Genomic DNA, 22,103 nt, shown 5'->3' with positions numbered 1-22,103 from the left:
CTGCCCGGCCCCGTCGACTCGGCATCCCCGGCCGCCGGGCGATCGGGACGGCGACTCCCCGCCGTCCCGTCAGCAACCTTGCACCCCATGCGTATCAGCAGGTGAGCGCGGTCTACGCGCGTCCGCTGTGAAGGTGGTGCACGGGCATTGACGGACCCCCATGACGCCGTTAGCGTTCACACGCTCACGTTCCAACATTCTTCGACACTTTCGAACGCTGAGCTCTGTTGACATCGCATCGGTTCGCATCGGCCCTCACCGGCCGCATCCGCCCAAGGGGACCGCAGTGGATCTGTCTCGTCGTGCCTTCGGAGCCCTCACCGGCTCCGCGCTCCTCTCGCTCGCCCTGCCCGCCGGCGCCGCCATGGCCGCGGACGCCGTGCCCCGGCCCGCCCGCCCGGGCGCCGGCGGCACCGTCACCTTCGACGCCTACTCCATGATCATCGACGGGGTGAGGGTCCCGCTGTGGTCGGGGGAGGTGCACCCCTTCCGGCTGCCGAGCCCCTCGCTGTGGCGGGACGTCCTGGAGAAGATGCGCGGCAACGGCTACAACGCCGTCAGCATCTACGCCTCCTGGAACTACCACTCGCCCGCGCCCGGCCAGTACGACTTCTCCGGAGTCCGCGACCTCGGGCTGTTCCTGCGGATGGCCGCCGACGCGGGCCTGTACGTGATCGCGCGCCCCGGTCCGTACATCAACGCCGAGGTCGACGCCGGGGGTTATCCCGGCTGGCTCGCCACCACGCCCGGGCGCGCCCGCAGCAACGACCCCACGTACCTGGGACATGTCGACGAGTGGCTGACCGCCGTGAACGCGGTCATCGCCCAGCACCTGCACACCGACGGCGGCGGCAGCGTCGTGCTGTACCAGCTGGAGAACGAGTACGCGTCCCACACCGCCGACGCGGTCGGCCAGGGGTACATGGCGCACCTGTACGCCAAGGTGCGGGCCGACGGCATCGACGTGCCGCTGTTCCACAACGACAAGGGCCGCAACGGCTACTGGATCCCTGGCAGTTTCGACACGGCCGGGGAGCAGGGCCGCTACCTGTACGGCTTCGACGGCTACCCCTCGCCGACCGGACTCCCGCCGGACTGGGGCTACTTCGGCTCCGGCGGCGCCAAGGGCGGTTCCACCGCCAGCCCCTCCACCCCCGGCCTGATGGCCGAGTTCGGCGGCGGCTGGTTCGACCCGTGGGGCGGCGCGGAGTTCGCGGGCAAGGGGTACGCCGAGTCCCGCCGCACCCGGGACGCCGCCTACGAGCGACGCTTCTACCTCACCAACCTCGCCAACGGCGTCAAGATCCACAACGTCTACATGACGTTCGGCGGCACGTCGTGGGGCTGGCTGCCGGCCCCCGTCGTCTACACGTCCTACGACTACGGCGCCGCCATCGACGAGGCCCGCAACGCCACCTCCAAGGTGGTGCCGATGCGCCAGACCGGCTCCATGCTCGCCTCGTTCCCGGAGTTCTCGGCGCTCGACCGCGCAGCGGACACGGTGGCCGCCGGCAGCGCCGTGCGGGTGTACCACCTGACCGCCGACGGGAGCGGCGCGCACGTCTACTTCCTGCGCAACGACGCCTCCGCGGACGCGACCTGCACGCTGCCGGTCGTCACCGCCGCCGGCACGGTCACCGTCCCCGCCGCCCCCGGCGGGCTGCGGGTCGTCGCCAAGGACATGGCGGTGGTCGCCACCGAGCTGTCCCTGGGCCGCCGCACCCTGCGCTGGACCACCGTCCAGCCGATGCTGCGCACCACGGGGGAGCGCCTGGACGTCACCGCCTTCGCCGGACGCCCCGGCGACCCCGCCGAGGCCGTGCTCGCGGTGTCCGCGCCGCCCACCGCGACCGTCCTGGACGGCACCGCCGACACCGTCTACGACGCGTCCGCCGGCACCCTGCGGATCAACACCGTCCTCGACGGCCTCACCCGGGTCCTGGTCGAGGGCGGCGGCACCGCCACCCCGATGCTGTTCCTCTTCGCCGACGACGGTGCGTCCGCCGTGCTGAGCTCGCTCACCGCGGACGGCGAACCGGTGGTCGTCACCGGCCCCGCCCTCGTCAGGTCCGCCGAACGTGAGGGCGCCGTGCTGCGGCTCACCGGCGACACCACCCAGGACAGCCCGCTGGAGGTGTGGGCGGCACCCGCCGTACGCGAGGTGTTCTGGAACGGCCGGCACGTCGCCGTCGCCCCGACCGCCTCGGGCGGCCTCCAGGCCCGCGAACCCCTCGCCGGCCCGCCGGCCGTCGACCTCCCCGCCCTCACCGGGTGGCGGTACGCCCCGGAGAACCCCGAGTCGGAGCCGGCGTTCGACGACAGTGCCTGGCGCGCCTGCGACCTGACGGCGTCGGCGAGCACCACCCCCGTGCCCGCGGGCACGCCCGTGCTCTTCGCCGACGACTACGGCTTCCACTACGGCGACGTCTGGTACCGCGCCCAGGTCGAGAGCGACGGGACCGCGGCCACGCTGAACCTGTCCTACTCCAGCGGCACCCAGGGCATGCTGATGGCCTGGTGGGACGGCCGGCCGCTGGGCACCCACCGCCAGCCGGTGCCCGCCAAGTCCCAGGACACGCAGGGCACGTGGGCGGCCACCGCGGCGTTCCCCGTGCCGGGCGACCTCGCCGCGGCCGGCAGCCACACCGTGGCGGTGCTGGTGCGCAGGATGGCCCACGAGGAGGACGGCGGCGCCAACGACGCGTTCAAGTCGGCACGCGGCCTCACCGCGGCGAACCTCGACGGCACACCGGTCGCGTCGGCCTGGCGCATCCAGGGCGGCACCGGCGGAGACGCCGCCCGCGGCCCGCTCAACACGGGCGGCCTGTACGGCGAGCGGGCCGGCTGGCACCTGCCGGGCTTCCCCGACCGCGACTGGGCATCCGCGGACACCCTGCAGGCCGGGCCCCGGCAGGGCGTGTCCTGGTACCGCACCCAGTTCCGCCTGGACATCGACCGCGGTGTCGACGCCTCGGTCGGCCTGACGCTGGACGACGACCCGGCGCACGCCTACCGCGTGCAGATCTTCGTCAACGGCTGGAACATGGGGCAGTACATCAACGACGCGGGCCCGCAGCACACGTTCGTGCTCCCCAACGGGATCCTGCGGCCCCGCGGCAGCAACACACTGGCGCTGGCCGTGCTCGCCGACGGCACCACTCCCGCCGGGCCGGCGGGCGTCTCCCTCGCCCTGCTCGGCAGCGCCGCCGGCGGCGTGCCGCTCACGCTCGTCGACGCGCCCGGGTACACGGACCTGCGGCCCTCGGCGGGCTGATCCGCCGGGAGCCCGGGAGCCCGGGAGCCCGGGGCCCGGAGCCGGGTGCCGGGTGCCCTGAGCCGAGTGGGGCGTGGCCGGTTCGTGCACGGCCGCTCCAACCGGGGCCACGCTCCGTCGCCGCGCGGGACCACGTGTCCCGCGCGGCGGCCGACCCGGCCGGTATCCCGGGAAGGCCGGCGACCGGAAGACGGCCTCACTCCTCCCGCAGCATCGCGTCGAGGTGTTCGCGGGCGGGAGCGAGGGAGCGACCGCGCGGGGCGTGGCGCCAGGGGTTGCCCTTGAGCAGCTCGTCGACGGAGTCGATGGTCCAGCGCCGGGGCGTCAGATCGGGGTCCTCGACGTCCTCCCACGTCAGGGGAGCGGCGACCGGCGCGCCGGGCAGCGCGCGGACCGCGTAGGGGGCGACCGCGGTCTGCGCGTAGGCGTTGCGCTGCACGTCGAGGTACAGACGTCCGCGCCGCGCCTGCTTGCGGGTCTCCGTGGTCAGCGTGTCCGGGTGGCGTGCGGCCAGCAGCGTCGCGAGGTCGCGGGCGAACGCCCGGGTCTCGTCGAAACCGGCCCGTGCGTCGAGCGGGACCACGACGTGCAGGCCCCGCGACCCGGTCGTCATCACCGTGGACGGCAGCCCCAGGTCGTCCAGGAGGTCCCGCAGCAGCAGCGCCGCGGTCCGCACCGGCCCGAAGTCGTGGCCGGCGGGGTCCAGGTCGACGATCAGCCGGTCCGGCCGGTCGGGGTGACCGGCCGTCGACAGGAACCGGTGCGGGGTGATGCACGCCTGGTCGGCGAGGTACACCAGCGTCGCCTTGTCGTCGCACACGGCGTACGTGACCGTGCCGCCCTCCTGTTTCGGCAGTTCCACCCGGTGCACCCAGCGCGGGAAGTAACGGGGCACGTCCTTCTGGATGAACCCGTGGTCGTCGATGCCGCCCGGATGCCGCTCCAGCATCAGCGGCCGGCCGCGCACCTGCGGGACCATCCGCCGGGCCACGCCCCGGTAGTAGTCCGCGAGGTCCCCCTTGGTGAAGCCGTCCCCGGGGAAGAGCACCTTCGACGGGCGGTGGATCTCGACCGTGCGCCCCCCGGCGCGGATGGTCCGCCCGCCGGCCGTCACGAGCCGCCGCCCCTCGTCCACGTCGGGCCGCCCTCCGCGGCCACCTGGCCGAGGGTGTGCCCGCTGCGGGCCGAGCGGGCCCGGCGCGGATCGGGGGTGTGGCCGTGCGAGGCGCGGCTGTCGCCCCGCTTGACGAGCAGCCACGCGTCGCGATCGCCGTACCGGTTGTTCCGGATGCGCGTCAGCGAGTAGCCGCCGTGCAGCTTGCTGCCGTCCAGCCAGAAGGAGACGTGACCGTTCTCCAGGGCCTCGGCGAACGGGACCGGGCGGTGCCGGCGGTCCTCCGTGATGTTCCGGTACGTGCCCTCGTCCCAGATGATCACCGCGCCCGCACCGTACTCGCCCTGGGCGATGATCCCCTCGAAGTCCCGGTACTCCAGCGGGTGGTCCTCGGTGGGCATCGCCAGCCGCTTGTCGTGCGGATCGGCCGACGGGCCCTTCGGGACCGCCCAGGACTTCAGCACGCCCTCCACCTCCAGCCGGAAGTCGAAGTGCGTCGTGGTCGCGTCATGGATCTGCACCACGAAGTTGGACCGGTCCGCGGCCGGACCGGTGTCGCCGCCCTCGGGCTCCCCGGTCCTGGAGAAGTCCCGGCGCCGGTGGTACTCGGCCAGCGATGCCCTCTCGGCCATGACGTCGCCTCCGTCGCGTGCGTTCCGTTCGTCCCGTTCCGCCGTACCCGCTGCGGGTACCCGATCGGCCTGGCGGTACCCGCGCGCGACGACGCCGGTTCGCCTCGGGGCGACGCACAGCGGGCTGCGGCGGCCGGACGCCGGGGACACGCGCTGGTGGGGAGGCTCCTGCCGGGCGTGTCGCACCGCTGTGTATGCGCCCGTGCATCGGGGGTAGCCGAACCGGCAGCAGAGCACGTGGAGGTGACACCCATGCTGATCCTGGGCTTGCTGTTGCTGGCCTGTACGGCAGCGTTCGTGGGGCTGGTGATCGCCGACAACCTCGGCGGCGGCCCCGACTACTCGGTGACCGTGTTCGGCCACCACATCGCGACGATGGACGGGCTGGCGATCTTCTGCGCCGGACTGGCCCTGGCCCTCGTCTTCGCCCTGGGCGTCGTGCTGGCGATGACCGGCATGAAGATGCGCCGGCGCACCGGCCGCAAGCTGCACGCCGCCCGCCGGCAGGCGGCCGAGGCCGCCCGTGAGCGCGACGAGCTCGCGGAGCGCCTGGACCGCGTCCACGCCGAGCACGAGGCCGCGGAGCGCGACACGCCGGCCATGGGCCCGGCGGACGGCGATGTCGACGTCGAAGCCGCAGGGCAGGGCCCTGTGTCCGCACCGGCGGAGACCGCGGCCGGCACGCCCGCAGGCGAACCGGAGCACCCCGCCCACCGGCGGCAGCGGCACCTGTTCGGCCACTGAGGCCGAGGCGGGCGGCCGCCACCGCGCCGAGCCACTCCCCACCCACCCATCCGTCCATCCACTCAGGACACCCGTCCACGACACCCGTTCGGGCCAGGCGATCCACCGCGAGGACGCGGGCATCCGCCGACGACATCCACCCATGACATCGCCCCCACGGCATCGAAGCGTTGTCAGCGATCCACGCCATCCGAGGCACGCGCACCCGGCCGCCGATCCCGCCTGGTGCGCACCGCGAGGCGCCGGCCCCCGAGCGGGGGCCGGCGCCTCGCGTGCTCCTGCCCCGGCGCGCCCGCCGGGGCGGGAGGGGACCCCCACCTATCGTGGCCGTAGCGAACCCCTGGCCGACGCTCGCCGCCGCCCCGCACCGCCGCACCGCGCCCGGCAGCGCGCGCCGCCCGCGTGTCCGACCACCCGCGTCGATCCGGCCCCCGCTCTCCACCGGATCGGGAGAGGACGGTGAGCGTCCATGAAAGCGCAGGTCACGCGGAGACGGTTCGTGACGATGTCGGCGGGAGCCGCCGCCGGAGCGACGGTAGGGGGCGCGGGGCCGGGCCATGGCAGCGCGGACCACCCGCCGGCCGCGAGTCCCGCGGCCGGCGCCGCGACCGGCACGATCGCGGACGTCCGGCACGTCGTGGTGCTGATGCAGGAGAACCGCAGCTTCGACCACTACTTCGGCACGCTCCGGGGCGTGCGCGGCTTCGCCGACCGCAGCGGGATCCTGCTCGCCGGCGGCCACGGCGTCTTCGACCAGCCGAACGGGCCGCGGCGCCAGTACCCGTGGCAGTTCAGCGCCACGCACCGGGCCGGCGGCGCGGATCCCGAGCGCCTCGCGCAGTGCAACGGCGACCTCGCGCACTCCTGGAAGGACCAGCACGCCGCGTGGAACGGCGGCCGGCTCGACGCCTGGGTCGCGGCCAAGGGCAACGTCCGCACCCTGGGCCACCTCACCCGCGCCGACATCCCGTTCCACTACGCGCTCGCCGACAACTGGACGATCTGCGACGCCTACTTCTGCTCCGCCCTCAGCGCCACCGGACCCAACCGCACCTATCTGTTCAGCGGCACCATCGACCCGGCGGGTACCGCGGGCGGACCGGCATACGACGGCGCCGAGGAGTCCGGGCTGCGCTGGCGGACCTATGCCGAGGCGCTGGAGGCGGCCGGGGTCAGCTGGAAGGTCTACCAGAACGCGTCCGACAACTTCGGCGACAACGCCCTCGCCTACTTCACCCGGTTCACCTCGGCGCCCGCCGGCAGCGCCCTCGCCGTCAAGGGCATGGGCTCGGTGCCCAGGGCCACCGGGCACACCCCCGACGACATCGCCGCCGCGATCCGCGCCGACGCTCTGGCCGGCACGCTCCCGCAGGTCTCCTGGGTGGTCGCCGACGAGGGCTCCTCCGAGCACCCGTACGCCACCCCGCAGGACGGCGCGCACTTCGTGCACATGGTGATCGACGCACTGGCCGCCGCCCCCGACGTCCGCGACTCCACCGTGCTCTTCCTCACCTACGACGAGAACGACGGCTTCTTCGACCACGTGCCGCCACCCGTCCCCGCGCCGGGGACCGCCGACGAGTTCTGCGAGGGCGCCCCCATCGGCCTGGGAGCCCGGGTGCCGATGATCGCCATCTCGCCCTGGTCGCGGGGCGGTTGGGTCACCTCGCAGGTCAGCGACCACACGTCGGTGATCCGCTTCCTGGAGCGCTGGACGGCCGCACTGGGCAGGCCCGCCCGGTGCCGGAACATCTCCGCCTGGCGCCGCAGGGTGTGCGGCGACCTGACCGGGATGTTCGACTTCGCCCACCCCGTGTACGGGCTGCCCGCCCTGCCCGCCACCGGCGCGGAGATCGGGCGGTCCGCCTGCGGGCCGCTGCCCAACCCGGTGCCGGTGCACAACGCGCTGCCGCGGCAGGAGCCCGGCACCCGGCCGGCCCGGGCCCTGCCCTACCAGCCCAACGCCTGGCTCACGGCGTTCCGGTCCGGCGCGAACGGCCGGATCCTGGCCCGGATCCCGATGGCCAACCAGGGCGCTCCCGCCACCCGGGCCGCCCACCTCGCCGTGTACGCCAACGCCCACCGCGGCGGCGGACCCTGGCAGTACACCCTCGACGCGGGCGGCACCGCCAGCGGTGCCTTCGACTGCGGCGCGGGCTTCGGCGGCGGCCGCTACGACCTGTCCGTCGTCGGGCCCAACCGGTTCCTGCGCCGGTTCCGCGGCGACGCCACCAAGACCGGAAAGGACCTGCGGGTCACACCGTCCTACGCGGTCGAACAGGGCACCGGCAAGCTCGCGTTGTGGCTCGCCTTGACCAACGGCGCTGCGGGCAGGGCGACGTTCACCGTCACTGCGGGCAACTACCGTACCGACGGCCCCTGGACGTACCCCGTCGAGCCCGGCGAGTCCGCCCACGTCTACTTCAACGCCGTCGCGTACGCGCACGGCTGGTACGACGTCACCGTCACCGCGGACGTCGACACCACCTGGTCGCAGCGGTTCACCGGGCACCTGGAGCACGGCCAGGCGTCGGTCACCGGCTGAACCGCCCGCCCTCGCACCGGCGTCCGGCACGGCGAGCGGTCAGCCCCCCGCCAGCCGGCCGCGGACCTCGTCGAGGCGGCGGACCAGGAAGTCCCGTTCCACGGTGTTGTCGGTCAGCGTCAGCGCCTCCTCGTACGCGGTCACCGCCTGCGGCCACATCCCCAGCCGGCGCAGGAAGTCCGCGCGGGCGGCGCTCAGATAGCCGTAGGTCGCCAGTGCCGGGTCGTCGAGCAGCGGGGCCAGCGCCTCGAGTCCGGCCCGCGGTCCGTCACGCAGACCGACCGCCACCGCACGGTTCAACTCCACGACCGGGGAGGGCCACAGACGGCGCAGCACGCCGTACAGCGCGACGATCTCGCCCCAGTCGGTGCTCTCCCAGGACGGCGCCTCGGCGTGCACCGCCGCGATCGCGGCCTGCACCGCGTACCGCGACGGCGGCCCCGCGCCCAGCGCACGCGTGAGCAGGGCGACGCCCTCGGCGATCCGGTCGCCGTCCCAACGGGTGCGGTCCTGCTCGGCGAGCAGCACCAACTCGCCCGACGCCGAAACGCGGGCGTCGCGCCGGGCGTCGACGAGCAGCAGCAGCGCGAGCAGGCCGTCCACCTCGGGCGTGGCGGGCAGCAGCCCGTGCAGCATGCGGGCCAGCCGGATCGCGCAGTCCACCAGGTCCGCGCGCACCAGCCGGTCACCCACGGGCGGCGCGTGCCCGGTGGTGAACAGCAGGTGCACGACCTCGCAGACCGCGTCGATCCGCTGCGGCAACTCCTCACTGGACGGCACCCGGTACGGGATCGAGGCGGCGGCGATCTTCTTCTTCGCCCGCGTGATGCGCGCCGCCATCGTCGTCTCCTGCACCAGGAACGCGTGCGCCACCTCCGCCGTCGACAGCCCGCACACCAGGCGCAGCGTCAGCGCGACCTGAGCCTGCGGCGACAGCGCCGGATGGCAGCAGGTGAACACCAGGCGCAGCCGGTCGTCGCCGATCGGCGCGGCCTCGTCGGCCGTTGCGGTCTCCTCGGGACCGGGAAGGGTGTCGTCGACCACCAGCAGCGGCATCGCCCGCCGCCACGCCGACTCGCGGCGCAGCAGGTCCCGGGCCCGGTTGCCGGCGACCGTCGTCAGCCACGCCGCCGGCCGGTCCGGCACACCCGTGCGCGGCCATGTCCGCAAGGCGCGGGCGTAGGCGTCCTGCGCGCACTCCTCCGCGAGGTCGAGGTCGCGGGTCAGGCGCACCGTCGAGGCCAGGACCGCGGCCCAGTCCCGCCGGTGCGCCCGCGCCACGGCCTCGGCGACGGCCCCGGCACCCCCACCGGCTCCTGCACCGGGGTCGGCACCGGCACTTGCACCGGCACCTGCACCGGGGTCGGCACCCTCACCGGCCGGGAGGGGCCCGGCGGTCCCCGCCATCTCAGTCACCGCCCCGCGTCAGTGCCGGACGAGGGGCCGCACCTCGACCCCGCTGTGGTCGTGGGCGACCTCGGCCAGACCGCCGGACAGGGCGATCGCCTCGTCGAGGTCCCGGGCCTCCAGCAGGTAGAAGCCGCCCAGCACCTCCTTGCTCTCCAGGAACGGCCCGTCGGTGATCGCCGGGCGTCCGCCGGAACCCGCCCGCAGGCTGGTCGCGGTCGTGGCGGGCTCCAGCTCGCCCGAGGCCAGCACGGCGCCGCCGGCCTTCCTCCGGCGACATGCTGTTCCAGCGCTGCGCGTCGCCGTAGATGAGGACCATGTACTGCGCCATGCCGTCCATCCCTTCGTCCGGGCCCCCTTGCCGGGCCCCTCACCCATACGACGAACCGGCGGCCCGCTCATCGACAGCCGCCGCGTACGAGTCTGCGCGAGCGCCCGTACCCGTTCGTGAGCGGTTCATGAGGGGACTGCCGTGGGGTCTCGGCGTCTTTCCGGGTCAGGAACGGGACCGCTCATCACCAACCGTCAGTCGTCGACCGCAGGCCGCGGTCGAGGCGGTCAGTAGGCCACGTACCCGCTGTTGTCCTGGTTGAACGACAGGTGGAAGGACGTGCCGTCCAGTACTCCCGTGGCGGCCAATCCCCAGGTGCCGCCGGAGATGGTGCGCCAGGCGTTGCAGGCGCCGGTACTGCGGAAGCAGGTCCGCACGGAAACGGTCTTGCTGGGTTTGACGTTGATGTCGGAGCAGTTCGAGGTCGTGGTGGCGAATCCGGGGCTGGGCCAGTCGTCATAACCCGTGCTGTAGCTACGGGCACCGCCGAGGCACGACTGGGCGGCCGCCGGAGCCGCACTGGCCTGCCCCCCGGCGGCGACCACCGCTCCTGCCGCCAACAGACCGACGGCCAGAAACGTGGTGGTCCGCGACGGCAAACCGACCGGCGGCGCTGAGTGTGAACGGGTCGACATCGTTCTCTCCCTCCCTTGGAGGCGGCTGTTGGTGGCCGCCCTGTTCGTCCGGTTGCGTCCATGCCATCACGCCAAGCCCGTCGCCCGCGATATTCGGTCGCAAGTGAGCTCAACACGGGACGGCATGTGCGTTGGCCTGCGACGTTGCGCATCGCCCGGACACAGAGCCGGGATGCCCGCCCCCGCCGGTCGTCGGCGATCCACTCCCGCAACCCAGGCAGTCCCGCACTCCGGGCGCACGGCCCGGCCGCACCACCCGGTTCTGCACCCACCCGCTTGCGCAGCCCCAGGTCCCGACGCCCCCGCCTGACACGGACATGCCGTAGAGCGGAACCTCACTCGAGCCACTCAAAACCGGGGATCGAAAACAGGCACTCACGGGAGGCGACGCTCAGCGGCGGGGCGCCCGCTGTCCGCGGTCGGCCGGCGGCAGGGGCGCCGGTGCGGACGCGCCGCCGGCGGGCGCGGGACGGTGGCCGCGCAGCAGCGAGGCGAGCGCCGCCAGCACCGCGAGGACGGCGCCGAACGCGAACACCACCACCAGGCCGGAGTGGAACGGCCCGGCGATGAGGTTCGGGAAGAACTCGCGGCCGGTGAGCGCCTGCCGCTGCCCCGCCGTCAGACGGCTCAGCGTCCCGCTCGGCTCCAGCAGGTGCTGGACCGGGTTCACGCCCAGCTGGGCGGCGAACAGCGACGAGACGGGCGGCAGCGAGCCGACCTGGGCGGCCACGTGCGCCGGCACGCCCTGCTGCTGCAACCCGGCGGTGAGGCTCTGCGGCAGGGTGCCCGCGAGCCCGGCGATCATCAGCGAGAAGAAGACTCCGATCGAGACCGCCGTGCCCGAGTTCTGGAACGTGGCGCGCATCCCGGACGCGACGCCCCGCAGCTCCGCCGGCACGCTGCCCATGATCGACGAGGAGTTGGGGGACGCGAACATCCCGCTGGCGATGCCGTTGAGCGCGATGAGCAGTGCGAACGACCAGTAGGCGAACTCGATGGGCAGCAGCATCAGGCCCACGAAGCTCGCGCCGAACAGCAGCGCGCCGCCGGTGGCCAGGCCCCGTGACCCGATCCGGTCCGACAGGTAGCCGGAGACCGGACCCGCCGCCAGGAACCCGGCGGTCAGCGGGAGCATGAAGATGCCCGCCCACAGCGGAGTTTCGGCGTAGTCGTAGCCGTGCAGCGGCAGCCAGATGCCCTGCAGCCAGATGATCAGGACGAACTGCATCCCGCCGCGGCCGATCGAGATGGCCAGGCCCGCCAGGTTGCCGAAGGTGAAGGCGCGCTGCCGGAACAGGGCCGGCTGGATCATCGGCGCCGCGACCCGCCGCTCGATGACCACGAACGCCACCAGCAGCCCGACGCCCGCCACGATCAGCGCGACGACCGGCGGGTTCGTCCACCCCATGCTGTGCCCGCCGTGCGGCTGCAGACCGTACGTCACGGCGACCAGCACGGCGCTCAGGCCCACCGCGAAGGTGATGTTGCCCCACCAGTCGATGCGGCCGCCGTCGCGTCGCACGGTCTCCCGCAGCGTCCGGTACGCCCACACCGTGAAGAACACGCCCACCGGGACGTTGACCCAGAACACCGCGCGCCAGTCCCAGGCCGCGAGAAGCCCGCCCGCGACCAGGCCGATGAACATGCCGGCCAGCGCGGCGACCTGGTTGATGCCGAGGGCGAAGCCGCGCTGCTCCTCCGGGAACGCGTCGGTGAGGATCGCCGCCGAGTTCGCCGTCAGCATCGACCCGCCGACGGCCTGCACGACGCGCCAGCCGATCAGCCACATCGCGCCGTGCCCGCCGTCGAACGGATCGAACGACAGCAGGATCGACGCGAAGCTGAAGACCGCGAACCCGGCGTTGTATATGCGGACCCGGCCGTACATGTCCCCGAGCCGGCCCACCGTGACCACGAGGACCGCCTGCACCAGCCGGTAGCCCATGATCATCCACAGCAGGAAGGCGATGTTGCCCGGGGCGAGCGGGTCCAGGTGGATGCCGCGGAAGATGGCCGGGAGGGCGATCAGCACGATCGAGCCGTCCAGCGCCGACATGAACACGGCGGCGGTGGTGTTGGTGAGCGCCGTCCACTTGTAGCGGTCGGGCCGCGCGGACTTCGCCGGGGCAGGAGCGGTCATGCGAGGGTCCCTCCGGGCTGCTGCGGGGTCGGTGTCAGACGGTCTGCGCGAGCCGTTCCAGCAGGGGGGCGGCCGCGGCGAGCCGCGCCAGTTCCTCCGGCGTGAACGCCCCGCCGGTCAGGGCGCCGGCGAGCATCTCCGTCCGCGCGTCCCGCCGCCGCTGGAGAGCGGCACGTCCCGCGCCGGTCAGGGCCAGCAGCACGCGCCGGCCGTCCTCCGGGTCGCGGCTGCGCTCGATCAGGCGCTGCGCCTCGAGGCCGGCCAGCGTCGCGCCCATCGCCTGCGCGGTGATCTGCTCCTGGCGCGCGAGTGCCGAGGAGGTCGTCGGGCCGCCGCGGTCGAGCAGGCCCAGGGCGCGCCGCTCCGGCATCGTCAACTCGCCCTGTGCGGCCACCGTCCGCACCCGCCTGACCAGCACGCTGACCGCGGCCAGCAGGGAGGCGGCAAGGTGCTCGGCATCCGGTTCCACGGTCATACCGTAAAGCTACCTTATCAATCTGCCTTAGTGAATATCGGCCTGGAGGTGCCCGGTGGCGGGGGAGGAGGCGCGCGGTGGAAGGAGCCCCCGCGGTGCGGCCGGGGCGCGCGGCGTGAGCGCGTGAGCGGGCTGAGCGGCTCAGGCGGGTACCCGGGTGGGGGAGCGGGGCGTCGTGCGAGCCGACGTCAGCAGGGAGTTGGGGCGAGGACGGCCCGCGTGCCGTCGACGGCCACCGGAGCTGGGCCGTTCGCCGCGCCCCACGGCCGGCGACGCTCCCCGCGAGGGCAGGGGCGCACAGGGCGGCGCCCGCCAGGCAGGTGGTTCGAGGCGGAGCGCGGCCCTGGGGCGCCGGGAGCGAACGCGGGGGTGGGCGTCCCGGCCGCGCCTCCGCCTGAAGGGCGGCCGAGGCCGCAGCCTGCCGCCCCGCCCGACGCCACCCACCGCCGAGCGCAGTCCGTGCACGGCCCGGCGTCAGCCGAGCTTCAGGCGCACCTCGTCGATCTCGCCGTCCCTGGCCCGGGCGAAGCCCCGGTCCCGTCCGATGACGACGAAACCGCACTTCTCCAGGACCCGGACCGACCCGGCGTTGTCGGCCGCCGCCCACGCGAACATCGGCCGCGTGGGATCGAGTTCGAGCAGTGCCGTGAGGGCCGCGGTGGCGATGCCGCGGCCCCACAGGCCGCGGTCGATCCAGTAGGTGACCTCGCGCTCGTCCGGCGGCCCGAACGCCGCGACGCTTCCGGCGACCACGTCACCGTGGACGACCGTGCGGGTCAGCGCCTCCGGGTTGCCGCGGACCCGCGCCCAGTGGCGCTCGAACGCCTCCCGGTCGTAGTGGTAGTCGCGCGTCACCGCGGCCACCTGCTGGGCCTCCGGGTCCGACAGGTGCGCCCAGAACGCCGGCAGGTCGCCGTCGCGCACCTCGCGCAGTGCGATCACGGCGCGCATCCGACGTGCGCGAGCGCCTGCTTGAGCAGGAACCCCTGGCCGCCCGGCATGTCCGCCTGCAACTGCGGCGACGACGCCTCCTGCGGGGTGAACCACACGAGGTCGAGGGCGTCCTGCCGCGGCATGCAGTCCCCGGCCACCGGCACCACGTAGGCGAGGGACACCGCGTGCTGGCGCGGGTCGTGGTACGGCGTGATGCCCTGCGTCGGGAAGTACTCGGCGACGGTGAACGGCTGCAACGACGCCGGGATCCTGGGCAGCGCCACCGGCCCGAGGTCCTTCTCCAGATGGCGCAGCAGCGCGTCCCTGACCCGCTCGTGGTGCAGCACCCGGCCGGACACCAGAGCGCGGCTGACCGTCCCGTCCGGGCCGATGCGCAGCAGCAGGCCGACATGCGTCACCTCCCCGCTGTCGTCGACCCGTACGGGCACGGCGTCGACGTACAGGATCGGCATGCGGGCGCGCGTCATCTCCAGCTCTTCGGGCGCGAGCCAGCCGGGCGTGGTCTCGGTCATGTCAGCCATTGGCTGATCGTACGTGGACCGCGGGCCGCGTGGTCGGCGCGGCGGCGCGTCAGCCCCCGCCGCCGTGCCGCGGAATGTCCGGGACGTCCGGGAAGGCGGTGACCTGCGGGTGCGCGCTGACCCAGGCGTGCGGCACGGGACCCAGCGGCCCGCACGCCTCGGCTCCCACCATCCGCGCGCAGCGGTCCACACGGGCCCGCGGATCGGCGCCGCGCTCGTTGTGGCCGACGGCCGCCGCTTCGTCGGCGTACTCCTCCAGCGCCACGGAGGCGCCGTCCCCGGCCCCGAACGCGGAACGTCCGCGGGCCGGCCTCGCCGTCCGCCTGCCGGCACAGCGCGAGGACGAGTGCGCCGAACTCGTCCCGCCGGCCGTCGAGTACCTCGAGTACCTCGAAGCGCGCGCACGAAGATGCTCGCCGCGGCATTCCACGAGAGCGCGCCGCGGTCCGCCCCCCGGTCGCCGCCACCCGTCGCCGCCCGCCCCGGAACCGGCGGCCCGCTCGTGGGCAGCCGCCGCGGTCCTCGTGAACCGCCGCGTCCCCGCCCCGCCGGCGGTGCCGATCCCGGGCGTGTCCTCCTCGCGCCGACGACGCCCGGACGTCCGCCGCCCGGCGTGTCGCGCCCGTCGGCCAGGGGCCCCGCGCACGGCAGTTGCGGCACGGGACGCCCCGCCGCGGGAGCGTTCCGTGCCGCCCGGACCCGGTCGGCGCAGTTCCGGGCGCCACGCGGGTGACGCTCCCACGTTTCACTGCCGCCGCCATTGACACACCCTCACCATCCGCGTTGTACTCAACGCTCGTGCAGGTTGGCAACGTTGTCGGGTTCTTCAGCGTCGTCGACAACGTTGTCCGATCCCGGGCCGTCCGGCCCCTGGCACCGCCATGCGCAAGGCACGACTCTGTGCGGAGGCAATCTGTGGTCAGACAACGGCGTTTGAGTGCACCAGGTTCCAGCGGCAGATTCCGGCGGCGCCTGGCCGTGGTGTCCGTGATGGGCATCATGGCCCTGCCGCTCCAGGCCCTCGGCTCGTTCGGCTCGGCGTCCGCCGCCTCCGGGCCGGACTTCGTGAAGGACCCCGCGTCGCTGGTGAACCCCGTCATCGGCACCTCGGGCGCGGTCAACACCTTCCCCGGCCCCGACATGCCGTTCGGCATGATGCAGTGGGGACCGGACACCACGCCGCACCGCACCCAGGGCGGCGGGTACGAGTACAAGGACAGCAAGATCTCCGGCTTCAGCCTGGCCCATGTGTCGGGCCCGGGCTGCGACGTCGCCGGAGACGTGCCGATCCTGCCGGTGACCGGTGCCCTGTCGGGCAACCTGTCCGACACCTCCGCCGGGTTCAGCCACGCCGACGAGCAGACCGGGATCGGCTACTACGGCGTCACCGACGCGTCGGGTGTGAAGACCGAACTGACCGACACCACGCGGTCCGGGCTCGGCAGGTTCACGTTCCCCGCGGGCGCCCAGTCGAACCTGCTGCTCAAGCTGAGCAGCGGCGCGACCACGGTGGACGCGACCCGGGTCAAGGCCGTCAGCGACCACGAGGTCAGCGGTTCGGTCGACAGCGGCCACTTCTGCGGCGCGAAGAACCACTACACGCTGCACTTCGACATCAGGTTCAACCAGTCGTTCACCGGCAGCGGCACCTGGGTCGGAAGCACCATCAACCCGGACGCCACGTCGCAGACCCTCGGGCGCGCCCCGCAGACGTCGGCCAAGCACGCCGGCGGTCCGCTCCACGAGCAGCACTTCACCGTCCCGGACCACCCGGCCCCGACCGTGCACGGGGCGGCGCAGACCGCCGCGGCCGCGCCGGTCACCGGCGCCAACGGGATGTACCTGACGTTCGACACGTCGAAGAACGCGACCGTCACGGCCGCCGTCGCCATCTCGTACACCAGCGACGACAACGCCGCGGCCAACCTCAGCTCCGAGGTCAAGGGCTGGGACTTCAACGCGATGCGCCAGGCGAACCACGACGCGTGGAACGCGATCCTGGGCCGCGTGAAGATCGGCGGCGGCAGCCACGACCAGCAGGTGCAGTTCTACACCGCGCTGTACCACACGCTGCTGCACCCGAACACGTTCTCCGACGTCAACGGCGAGTACATGGGGATGGACGACCAGGTCCACAAGGTCGCCAAGGGCCAGTTGGCGCAGTACGCCAACTACTCCGGCTGGGACACCTACCGTTCGCAGACGCAGGCCATCGCGATGGTCGCGCCGCGGCAGACCAGCGACATCGTCACCTCGATGCTGAACGGCTACGACCAGACCGGTCTGCTGCCCAAGTGGGCGTCGAACAACGGCGAGAGCTACGTGATGGTCGGCGACCCGGCCGACGGCATCATCGCCGACGCGTACGCCTTCGGCGCCCGGGACTTCGACAGCGCCCACGCCCTGGAGGCGATGGAGCACGAGGCCTCCGCGGCGAGCCAGAACCGGCCCGGCCAGGCCGTGCGCGACCAGTACGGCTACCTGCCGCTGGACCAGTCGAGCTACCCGTGCTGCAACTTCTACGGCCCGGTGTCCACGCAACTGGAGTACGACACCGCGGACTACGCCATCGCGTCCCTCGCCAAGTCGCTGGGCAAGGCGGCCGACTACCAGAAGTTCGCCACCCGGGCGCAGGACTGGATGAACGTGTTCAACCCGCAGACCGGCTACCTGCAGGGCAAGGACAAGAACGGCCAGTTCGCCGGCGGCTTCACGCCGGGCACGTCCAACGGCTTCGTGGAGGGCACCTCCGCGCAGTACACGCCGATGGTGCCGTTCGACATCGCCCAGCTGGTCACCGCCCGCGGCGGCACGGCCGCGTACTCCTCGTACCTGGACAGCCTGCTCGGCAACATCGCCAACCCGGGCGGCACCAACGCCGACCTGAGCAACGAGCCGAGCCTGGAGATCCCCTGGGAGTACGACTACCTGGCGCAGCCGTGGAAGACCCAGGCGGCGGTCCGGCAGGCGCAGCAGAAGCTGTACTTCAACGCGCCGGTCGGCTCGTTCGGCAACGACGACCTGGGGGCCATGAGCTCCTGGTACGTGTGGTCGTCGCTGGGCATGTACCCGGAGACCCCGGGTACGGACACCCTCGCGCTGGGCAGCCCGGCCTTCCCGGTCGCGCAGGTCACCTTCGCGAACGGCCGCCAGGTGCGGATCAACGCGCCGAAGGCCGCCCCGGACGCCCCTTACGTGCAGTCGCTGAACGTGGGCGGCAAGGCGTCGGACAACTCGTGGCTGACGTTCGGCCAGTTGCAGAAGGCCGGCACGCTCGACTTCGATCTCGGCACCACCGCGAACACCTCGTGGGCGGCGTCCGCCGACTCCGTCCCGCCGTCGGACACCACCGGCGGAGGCCGCGTGCTGGCCGCGACCGGGCCCACCAGCGACGGGCTGATCGTGCCTCCGGGCACGAGCAGCCAGGGCCTGCTGAAGCTGACGAACCTCGGCTCGGCCCCGGTGACCGTCGACTGGGCCGCCAGCGCACCTGACGGTGTGTCCCTGGGGTCCGCCTCCGGATCGGTGACGGTCCCGGCCGCGGGCAGCGCCGAGGCGCAGGTGCCGGTCACCGCCGGCGGCAGCGAGGGCTCGTACGCGGTGACGTTCTCGCTCACCAACCGTGCGGGCGGCTCCAACCTCGGCGGGGCGACCCTGCGGGTGGCCGTCGCCAAGCCCGGTGAGCTGTGGCCGTACGAGACGAACGAGGGCATCTACCCGGACGGGACGCACTTCTCCGGCGGCTTCGACGACGGCGGCTGGGCGTACTCGCAGGACGCGCTGGCCGCTGCCGGAGCCACCGGCGGCAGCAAGGTCACCGCCGACGGCATCACGTACACGTGGCCGACCCCGGCCTCCGGGCAGGCCGACAACCTCGAGGTCGCGGGCCAGAACCTCCCGCAGCCCGCGGGCAGTTCGGGCGCGTTCCTGGGACTGCTGGGCTCGGCGACCAACGCGCCCACGGACGGCACCGGCGTCCCCGGCGAGCTGACGGTCACCTACACCGACGGCAGCACGTCGAAGGCGACCGTGACCTTCTCCGACTGGACGCTCAACGGCGGCGGCACCCAGCCGGTGGCCGGCAACACCGCGGCCGTCACGACCGGTTACCGGAACACCGCCAGCGGCGGCACGGACACCGTGAAGGCGTACGTCTTCGCGGTGAAGGTACCGCTCGACGCCTCGAAGACGGTCGCGTCGATCACGCTGCCGGTCACCGGCGCCAGCGGCACCGTGCACCTGTTCGCCCTGGGCTACGGCGGATGACCGCGGGCGGGCGGGGGCCGAGCGTCCCCGCCCGCCGTCGGCCACCGCCGCCTGATAGGGCCGCCCGCCCCTCCGGCGGTCGGCCACGAGACCGGAGCCTGCTCCCCGCGACCACACCCCGCGGGGAGCAGGCTCCTCCCGCACCGGCCGGGCGCCGCCCGCTGTTCGCCGCCCGGCTCGGAAGCGGCCGGCACGAAAGCGCCTGGCTCGGAAGCGGAGGCTCAGAAGCGGTCGGCGGCCGCCAGGACGGCCTCCCGGATGCGGTGGTACGTCCCGCACCGGCAGATGTTGCGGATCTCGTCGAAGACCGCGTCGTCCAGACCGCTGATCTCGTGCCCTGCCTCCCGGGCCTGCCGCACCTTCGCGACCGCCGCCATGATCTGCCCGGGCTGGCAGTAGCCGCACTGCGGCACGTCGGCGTCGAGCCACGCCTCCTGCATCGGGTGCAGGTCCTTGCCGACCGTGGCGGGCAGGCCCTCGATGGTGGTGACCTCGTCGGTCGGCGCCAGGTCGCCGACGGGCACGCAGCACGGGTTGAACGCGCGTCCGTTGATGTGGCTGGTGCACGCCTGGCAGACCCCGAGACCGCACCCGTACTTGGGGCCGGTGACACCGAGGACGTCCCGCAGCACCCACAGCAGCCGCACGTCGCTCTCCACCTCGACGGTCACCGGCTCGCCGTTGAGGACGAAGGTGTGTTGGGGCACGGGCACTCCTAGGAGACGCGGCTGAGGCCGTCGGTGGGGGAGGCGGGGATCGGCGGCACGGCGGGCAGCGGCTCGAAGCCGAGCGGTTCGCCGTGGTTGACGGGAAACGTGGTCGGCACGGTGCCGGTAGCCCGGCCGTACGCGCAGGCGACCGCGGCCATGGCGCCCGCCACGGCCAGCTCGCCCGCGCCGCCCGGCGCCCCCGTCGTCGGCGGCATCACGACGATCTGCAGCTCCGGCGGGGAGTTCCACTGCCGCGTGTAGTAGTAGTGGTCCCAACTTCCCTCGAGGAAGCGGCCGTTCTCAAGATGCAGGCTGGACGTCAGGGCCACGGCGATGCCGTCCATGATGCCGCCCATCATCTGGGCCTGCAGGCCGCGCGGGTTGACGGCCAGGCCCACGTCCACCGCGCACACCACCTTGGTGACCCGCGGCCCGGTGTACGCGTCGGGGATCTTGCGGCCCGTGGTCGGCGGCCGGCAGTCGATCTCCGCGAGCACTGCCACGACGCCGTGGTACTCCGGGTGCAGCGCGATGCCCTGCGCCGTCCCGGCCGGCATCGCCCGGCCCCAGTTCCCCGCCGTGGCGACCGCGTCCAGCACCGCGCGGGCGCGTGCGTCCTTCAGGAAGCGGCGGCGGAAGGCGTAGGGGTCCTGGCCCATGCCCTTGGCCAGCTGGTCGACGACCAGTTCCTGCGCGGTCCGCACGTTGGGCGAGTAGATGTTGCGCATGCTCCCGGTGTTGAAGCCCCGGTCGGCCTCGGCGAGCAGCTGCGTGGTGACCCCGAACTCGTACGGGGTCTGCTGGGTGAGCTCGAAGATCGTCTCGGAGAAGCCCAGGTCGCCGACCGGCAGCTTCGCCGCCAGTGCCGTGACGATCTCGCCGAGCCCGTGCCCGAAGTCCGTGCCGACGGACGTGTGCCGCTGCTCGTAACCGACCACCTGGCCGAGCGTGTACGTGGCGCGCACCCGTGACAGGGACATCGGGTGGGTGCGGCCCTGCCGGAAGTCGTCGGTGCGGTGCCACATCAGGCGGACCGGCTTCCCCGTCGCCCGCGACACCTCGGCGGCCTCCCGCGCGCCGTCGAAGAACAGCTTGCGGCCGAACGACCCGCCGCCCTGGGTGACGTGCACGGTCACCGCGGACACCGGCAGCCCGAGATCCGCGGCGATCGTCTCCTGGGCGACGATCGGGGACTTCAGCGACCCCCATATCTCGGCCCGGTCGGGGCGCACGTCGGCCACCGCGCAGTTGGTCTCCAACGCGCTGTTGCTGGCGAAGTGGAACGTGAACCGAAGGTCGACGGCCTTCGTCAGCAGCGGCAACGGCGGGATGACCAGGGGCAGTTCGGCGCGGCGCAGTTCTGCCAGGACGTCCGCCTCCGACGTGCCCTCCTCGGTGCCCGGCCCCCAGTCGACGTCCAGCGCCCGCACCGCGTCGATGCACTGCCCGAACGTCCGCCCCCGCACGGCCACTCCGGTGGTGACCGGCACGACGTCCGTGATGCCGGGCATCGCCCGCACCGTGTCGGCGTTGCGCACCGACCGGACGGTGCCGTTGATGGTGGGCGGGCGGCAGATCATCGCGGGGAGCGCGCCCGGCACGGCCAGGTCCATCGCGAACTGCTTGCGTCCGGTGACGGCCTCCAGCGCGTCGATGCGGTTGCGCGGCGTGCCGATGACCGTGAACTGCCCGGCGTCCTTGAGCGTGACCGGCACGGGCACGATGGTGGGGCTCGCGGCCTTCACGGCCAGTTCACCGTAGCCGACGACCGCGCCCCCCGGCCCCAGGACCGTCCCCGCCTTGGTCGTCAACTCCGTGACGGACGCGTTGAGTTGTTCGGCCGCAGCGGCAAGCAGCCGGCCGCGGGCGAGCGTCGCGGCCACCCGGATCGGGGTGTACGTGGAGATGGTCGTGTTGGAGCCGCCGGTCAGCTGGTTGAACAGCAGCTCGGGGCGCGCGTCGGCGAGGGTGACGTGGACGCGGTCCAGCGGCAGGTCCAGCTCCTCCGCGATCAGCATCGCCGAGGAGGTGGTGACGCCCTGGCCCACCTCGGCCCGGGGGAGGGCGAACGACGCCGTGCCGTCGGCGTGCACCTGGATGCTGATGAGGTTCGCGGTGGGCAGCGTCGCGTCCGTCAACAGGTCGTTGAGGTCGTACAGTTCGGACGGTTCGGGCGGGGAGGGTATCGCCGCGGCGGCGCGCGACGGCGCGGTCGCCGCCTCGCCGAACTCGGCGGCCACGGTGAGGGTCGAGGCGGCCAGCACGTAACCGAGGAAGGTCCGGCGTCCGACGCCGTGACCCCTGCCGACCCAGTCGCCGGCCTCGCCGTTGTCCGCCATGCCTTGCCCCTTCCAG

At 73.4% G+C, this 22,103-nt stretch carries 16 protein-coding genes; 4 read left to right on the top strand and 12 right to left on the bottom strand.

Annotation, left to right across the window (positions count from 1 at the left end; all coding sequences use genetic code 11):
• Positions 1–286 precede the first annotated feature (286 nt).
• Positions 287–3,274, top strand: a complete 2,988-nt coding sequence (locus BMW99_RS32360; protein ID WP_069466422.1) for a beta-galactosidase — start codon at positions 287–289, stop codon at positions 3,272–3,274.
• 196 nt (positions 3,275–3,470) lie between these two features.
• Here BMW99_RS32360 and ligD read toward each other — a convergent pair whose 3' ends face one another.
• Positions 3,471–4,409, bottom strand: a complete 939-nt coding sequence (ligD, locus tag BMW99_RS32355) for a non-homologous end-joining DNA ligase (RefSeq protein WP_245791720.1) — start codon at positions 4,407–4,409, stop codon at positions 3,471–3,473.
• Positions 4,385–5,020, bottom strand: coding sequence for a DNA polymerase ligase N-terminal domain-containing protein (locus BMW99_RS32350; protein WP_069466429.1), 636 nt, complete (start codon positions 5,018–5,020; stop codon positions 4,385–4,387). Before BMW99_RS32350 ends, ligD begins: the two co-directional genes overlap by 25 nt.
• 252 nt (positions 5,021–5,272) lie before the next feature.
• On the opposite strand from BMW99_RS32350, the gene BMW99_RS42375 reads away from it, so the two are divergent.
• Both BMW99_RS42375 and BMW99_RS32340 read left to right on the top strand, forming a co-directional pair.
• Positions 5,273–5,764, top strand: a complete 492-nt coding sequence (locus BMW99_RS42375) for a hypothetical protein (RefSeq protein WP_069466423.1) — start codon at positions 5,273–5,275, stop codon at positions 5,762–5,764.
• 469 nt (positions 5,765–6,233) lie between these two features.
• Complete coding sequence (locus BMW99_RS32340; RefSeq protein WP_069466424.1) at positions 6,234–8,309, top strand: phosphocholine-specific phospholipase C; 2,076 nt, start codon at positions 6,234–6,236, stop codon at positions 8,307–8,309.
• Between the two features lie 39 nt (positions 8,310–8,348).
• Here the strand turns inward: BMW99_RS32340 and BMW99_RS32335 are convergent, their stop codons facing one another.
• The 8 genes from BMW99_RS32335 to BMW99_RS32300 form a co-directional block, all read right to left on the bottom strand.
• The gene (locus tag BMW99_RS32335; protein ID WP_069466425.1) at positions 8,349–9,590 is read right to left on the bottom strand and encodes an RNA polymerase sigma factor; all 1,242 of its coding nucleotides are present in this window, start codon (positions 9,588–9,590) and stop codon (positions 8,349–8,351) included.
• A 144-nt stretch (positions 9,591–9,734) separates the two neighbouring features.
• Positions 9,735–10,094, bottom strand: a complete 360-nt coding sequence (locus tag BMW99_RS32330; protein ID WP_218108495.1) for a YciI family protein — start codon at positions 10,092–10,094, stop codon at positions 9,735–9,737.
• Positions 10,095–10,274: 180 nt separating this feature from the next.
• Positions 10,275–10,682 carry a hypothetical protein gene (locus tag BMW99_RS32325; protein WP_245791718.1) on the bottom strand — a complete coding sequence of 136 codons (408 nt, stop codon included), beginning with the start codon at positions 10,680–10,682 and terminating at the stop codon, positions 10,275–10,277.
• Between the two features lie 391 nt (positions 10,683–11,073).
• On the bottom strand, positions 11,074–12,822 hold the full coding sequence (locus BMW99_RS32320) for an MFS transporter (protein WP_069466426.1): 1,749 nt from the start codon (positions 12,820–12,822) through the stop codon (positions 11,074–11,076).
• 34 nt (positions 12,823–12,856) lie between these two features.
• A complete protein-coding gene (locus BMW99_RS32315) occupies positions 12,857–13,297 on the bottom strand; it encodes a MarR family winged helix-turn-helix transcriptional regulator (RefSeq protein ID WP_075018071.1) in 441 nt (146 codons plus the stop codon).
• 474 nt (positions 13,298–13,771) lie between these two features.
• Complete coding sequence (locus BMW99_RS32310) at positions 13,772–14,248, bottom strand: GNAT family N-acetyltransferase (RefSeq protein WP_069466974.1); 477 nt, start codon at positions 14,246–14,248, stop codon at positions 13,772–13,774.
• Entirely contained in the window at positions 14,236–14,772 is a 537-nt protein-coding gene (locus tag BMW99_RS32305) for an NUDIX hydrolase family protein (protein ID WP_176735702.1), read from the bottom strand. The genes BMW99_RS32310 and BMW99_RS32305 overlap by 13 nt, the downstream gene beginning before the upstream one ends.
• 49 nt (positions 14,773–14,821) lie before the next feature.
• Positions 14,822–15,037, bottom strand: coding sequence for a hypothetical protein (locus tag BMW99_RS32300; protein WP_069466975.1), 216 nt, complete (start codon positions 15,035–15,037; stop codon positions 14,822–14,824).
• 668 nt (positions 15,038–15,705) lie between these two features.
• On the opposite strand from BMW99_RS32300, the gene BMW99_RS32295 reads away from it, so the two are divergent.
• Complete coding sequence (locus BMW99_RS32295; protein WP_245791717.1) at positions 15,706–19,038, top strand: GH92 family glycosyl hydrolase; 3,333 nt, start codon at positions 15,706–15,708, stop codon at positions 19,036–19,038.
• 221 nt (positions 19,039–19,259) lie between these two features.
• On the opposite strand, the gene BMW99_RS32290 is transcribed toward BMW99_RS32295, so the two are convergent.
• Positions 19,260–19,745, bottom strand: a complete 486-nt coding sequence (locus BMW99_RS32290; protein WP_069466976.1) for a (2Fe-2S)-binding protein — start codon at positions 19,743–19,745, stop codon at positions 19,260–19,262.
• Between the two features lie 8 nt (positions 19,746–19,753).
• Entirely contained in the window at positions 19,754–22,087 is a 2,334-nt protein-coding gene (locus BMW99_RS32285; protein ID WP_075018070.1) for a molybdopterin cofactor-binding domain-containing protein, read from the bottom strand.
• Between the last annotated feature and the right edge of the window lie 16 nt (positions 22,088–22,103).

This window comes from Actinacidiphila rubida (assembly GCF_900110255.1).
In the GTDB taxonomy this organism is placed as follows: Bacteria; Actinomycetota; Actinomycetes; order Streptomycetales; family Streptomycetaceae; genus Actinacidiphila; species Actinacidiphila rubida.
This window is presented reverse-complemented; position numbering and strand designations above follow the sequence as displayed.

Excerpts from the sequence above, each read along its gene's own strand:
- BMW99_RS32350 (WP_069466429.1), bottom strand. The coding sequence starts at position 5,020 with ATGGCCGAGAGGGCATCGCTGGCCGAGTACCACCGGCGCCGGGACTTC.
- BMW99_RS42375 (WP_069466423.1), top strand. The coding sequence starts at position 5,273 with ATGCTGATCCTGGGCTTGCTGTTGCTGGCCTGTACGGCAGCGTTCGTG.
- BMW99_RS32340 (WP_069466424.1), top strand. The coding sequence starts at position 6,234 with ATGAAAGCGCAGGTCACGCGGAGACGGTTCGTGACGATGTCGGCGGGA.
- BMW99_RS32330 (WP_218108495.1), bottom strand. The coding sequence starts at position 10,094 with ATGGGTGAGGGGCCCGGCAAGGGGGCCCGGACGAAGGGATGGACGGCA.
- BMW99_RS32325 (WP_245791718.1), bottom strand. The coding sequence starts at position 10,682 with ATGTCGACCCGTTCACACTCAGCGCCGCCGGTCGGTTTGCCGTCGCGG.
- BMW99_RS32320 (WP_069466426.1), bottom strand. The coding sequence starts at position 12,822 with ATGACCGCTCCTGCCCCGGCGAAGTCCGCGCGGCCCGACCGCTACAAG.
- BMW99_RS32315 (WP_075018071.1), bottom strand. The coding sequence starts at position 13,297 with ATGACCGTGGAACCGGATGCCGAGCACCTTGCCGCCTCCCTGCTGGCC.
- BMW99_RS32310 (WP_069466974.1), bottom strand. The coding sequence starts at position 14,248 with ATGCGCGCCGTGATCGCACTGCGCGAGGTGCGCGACGGCGACCTGCCG.
- BMW99_RS32305 (WP_176735702.1), bottom strand. The coding sequence starts at position 14,772 with ATGGCTGACATGACCGAGACCACGCCCGGCTGGCTCGCGCCCGAAGAG.
- BMW99_RS32285 (WP_075018070.1), bottom strand. The coding sequence starts at position 22,087 with ATGGCGGACAACGGCGAGGCCGGCGACTGGGTCGGCAGGGGTCACGGC.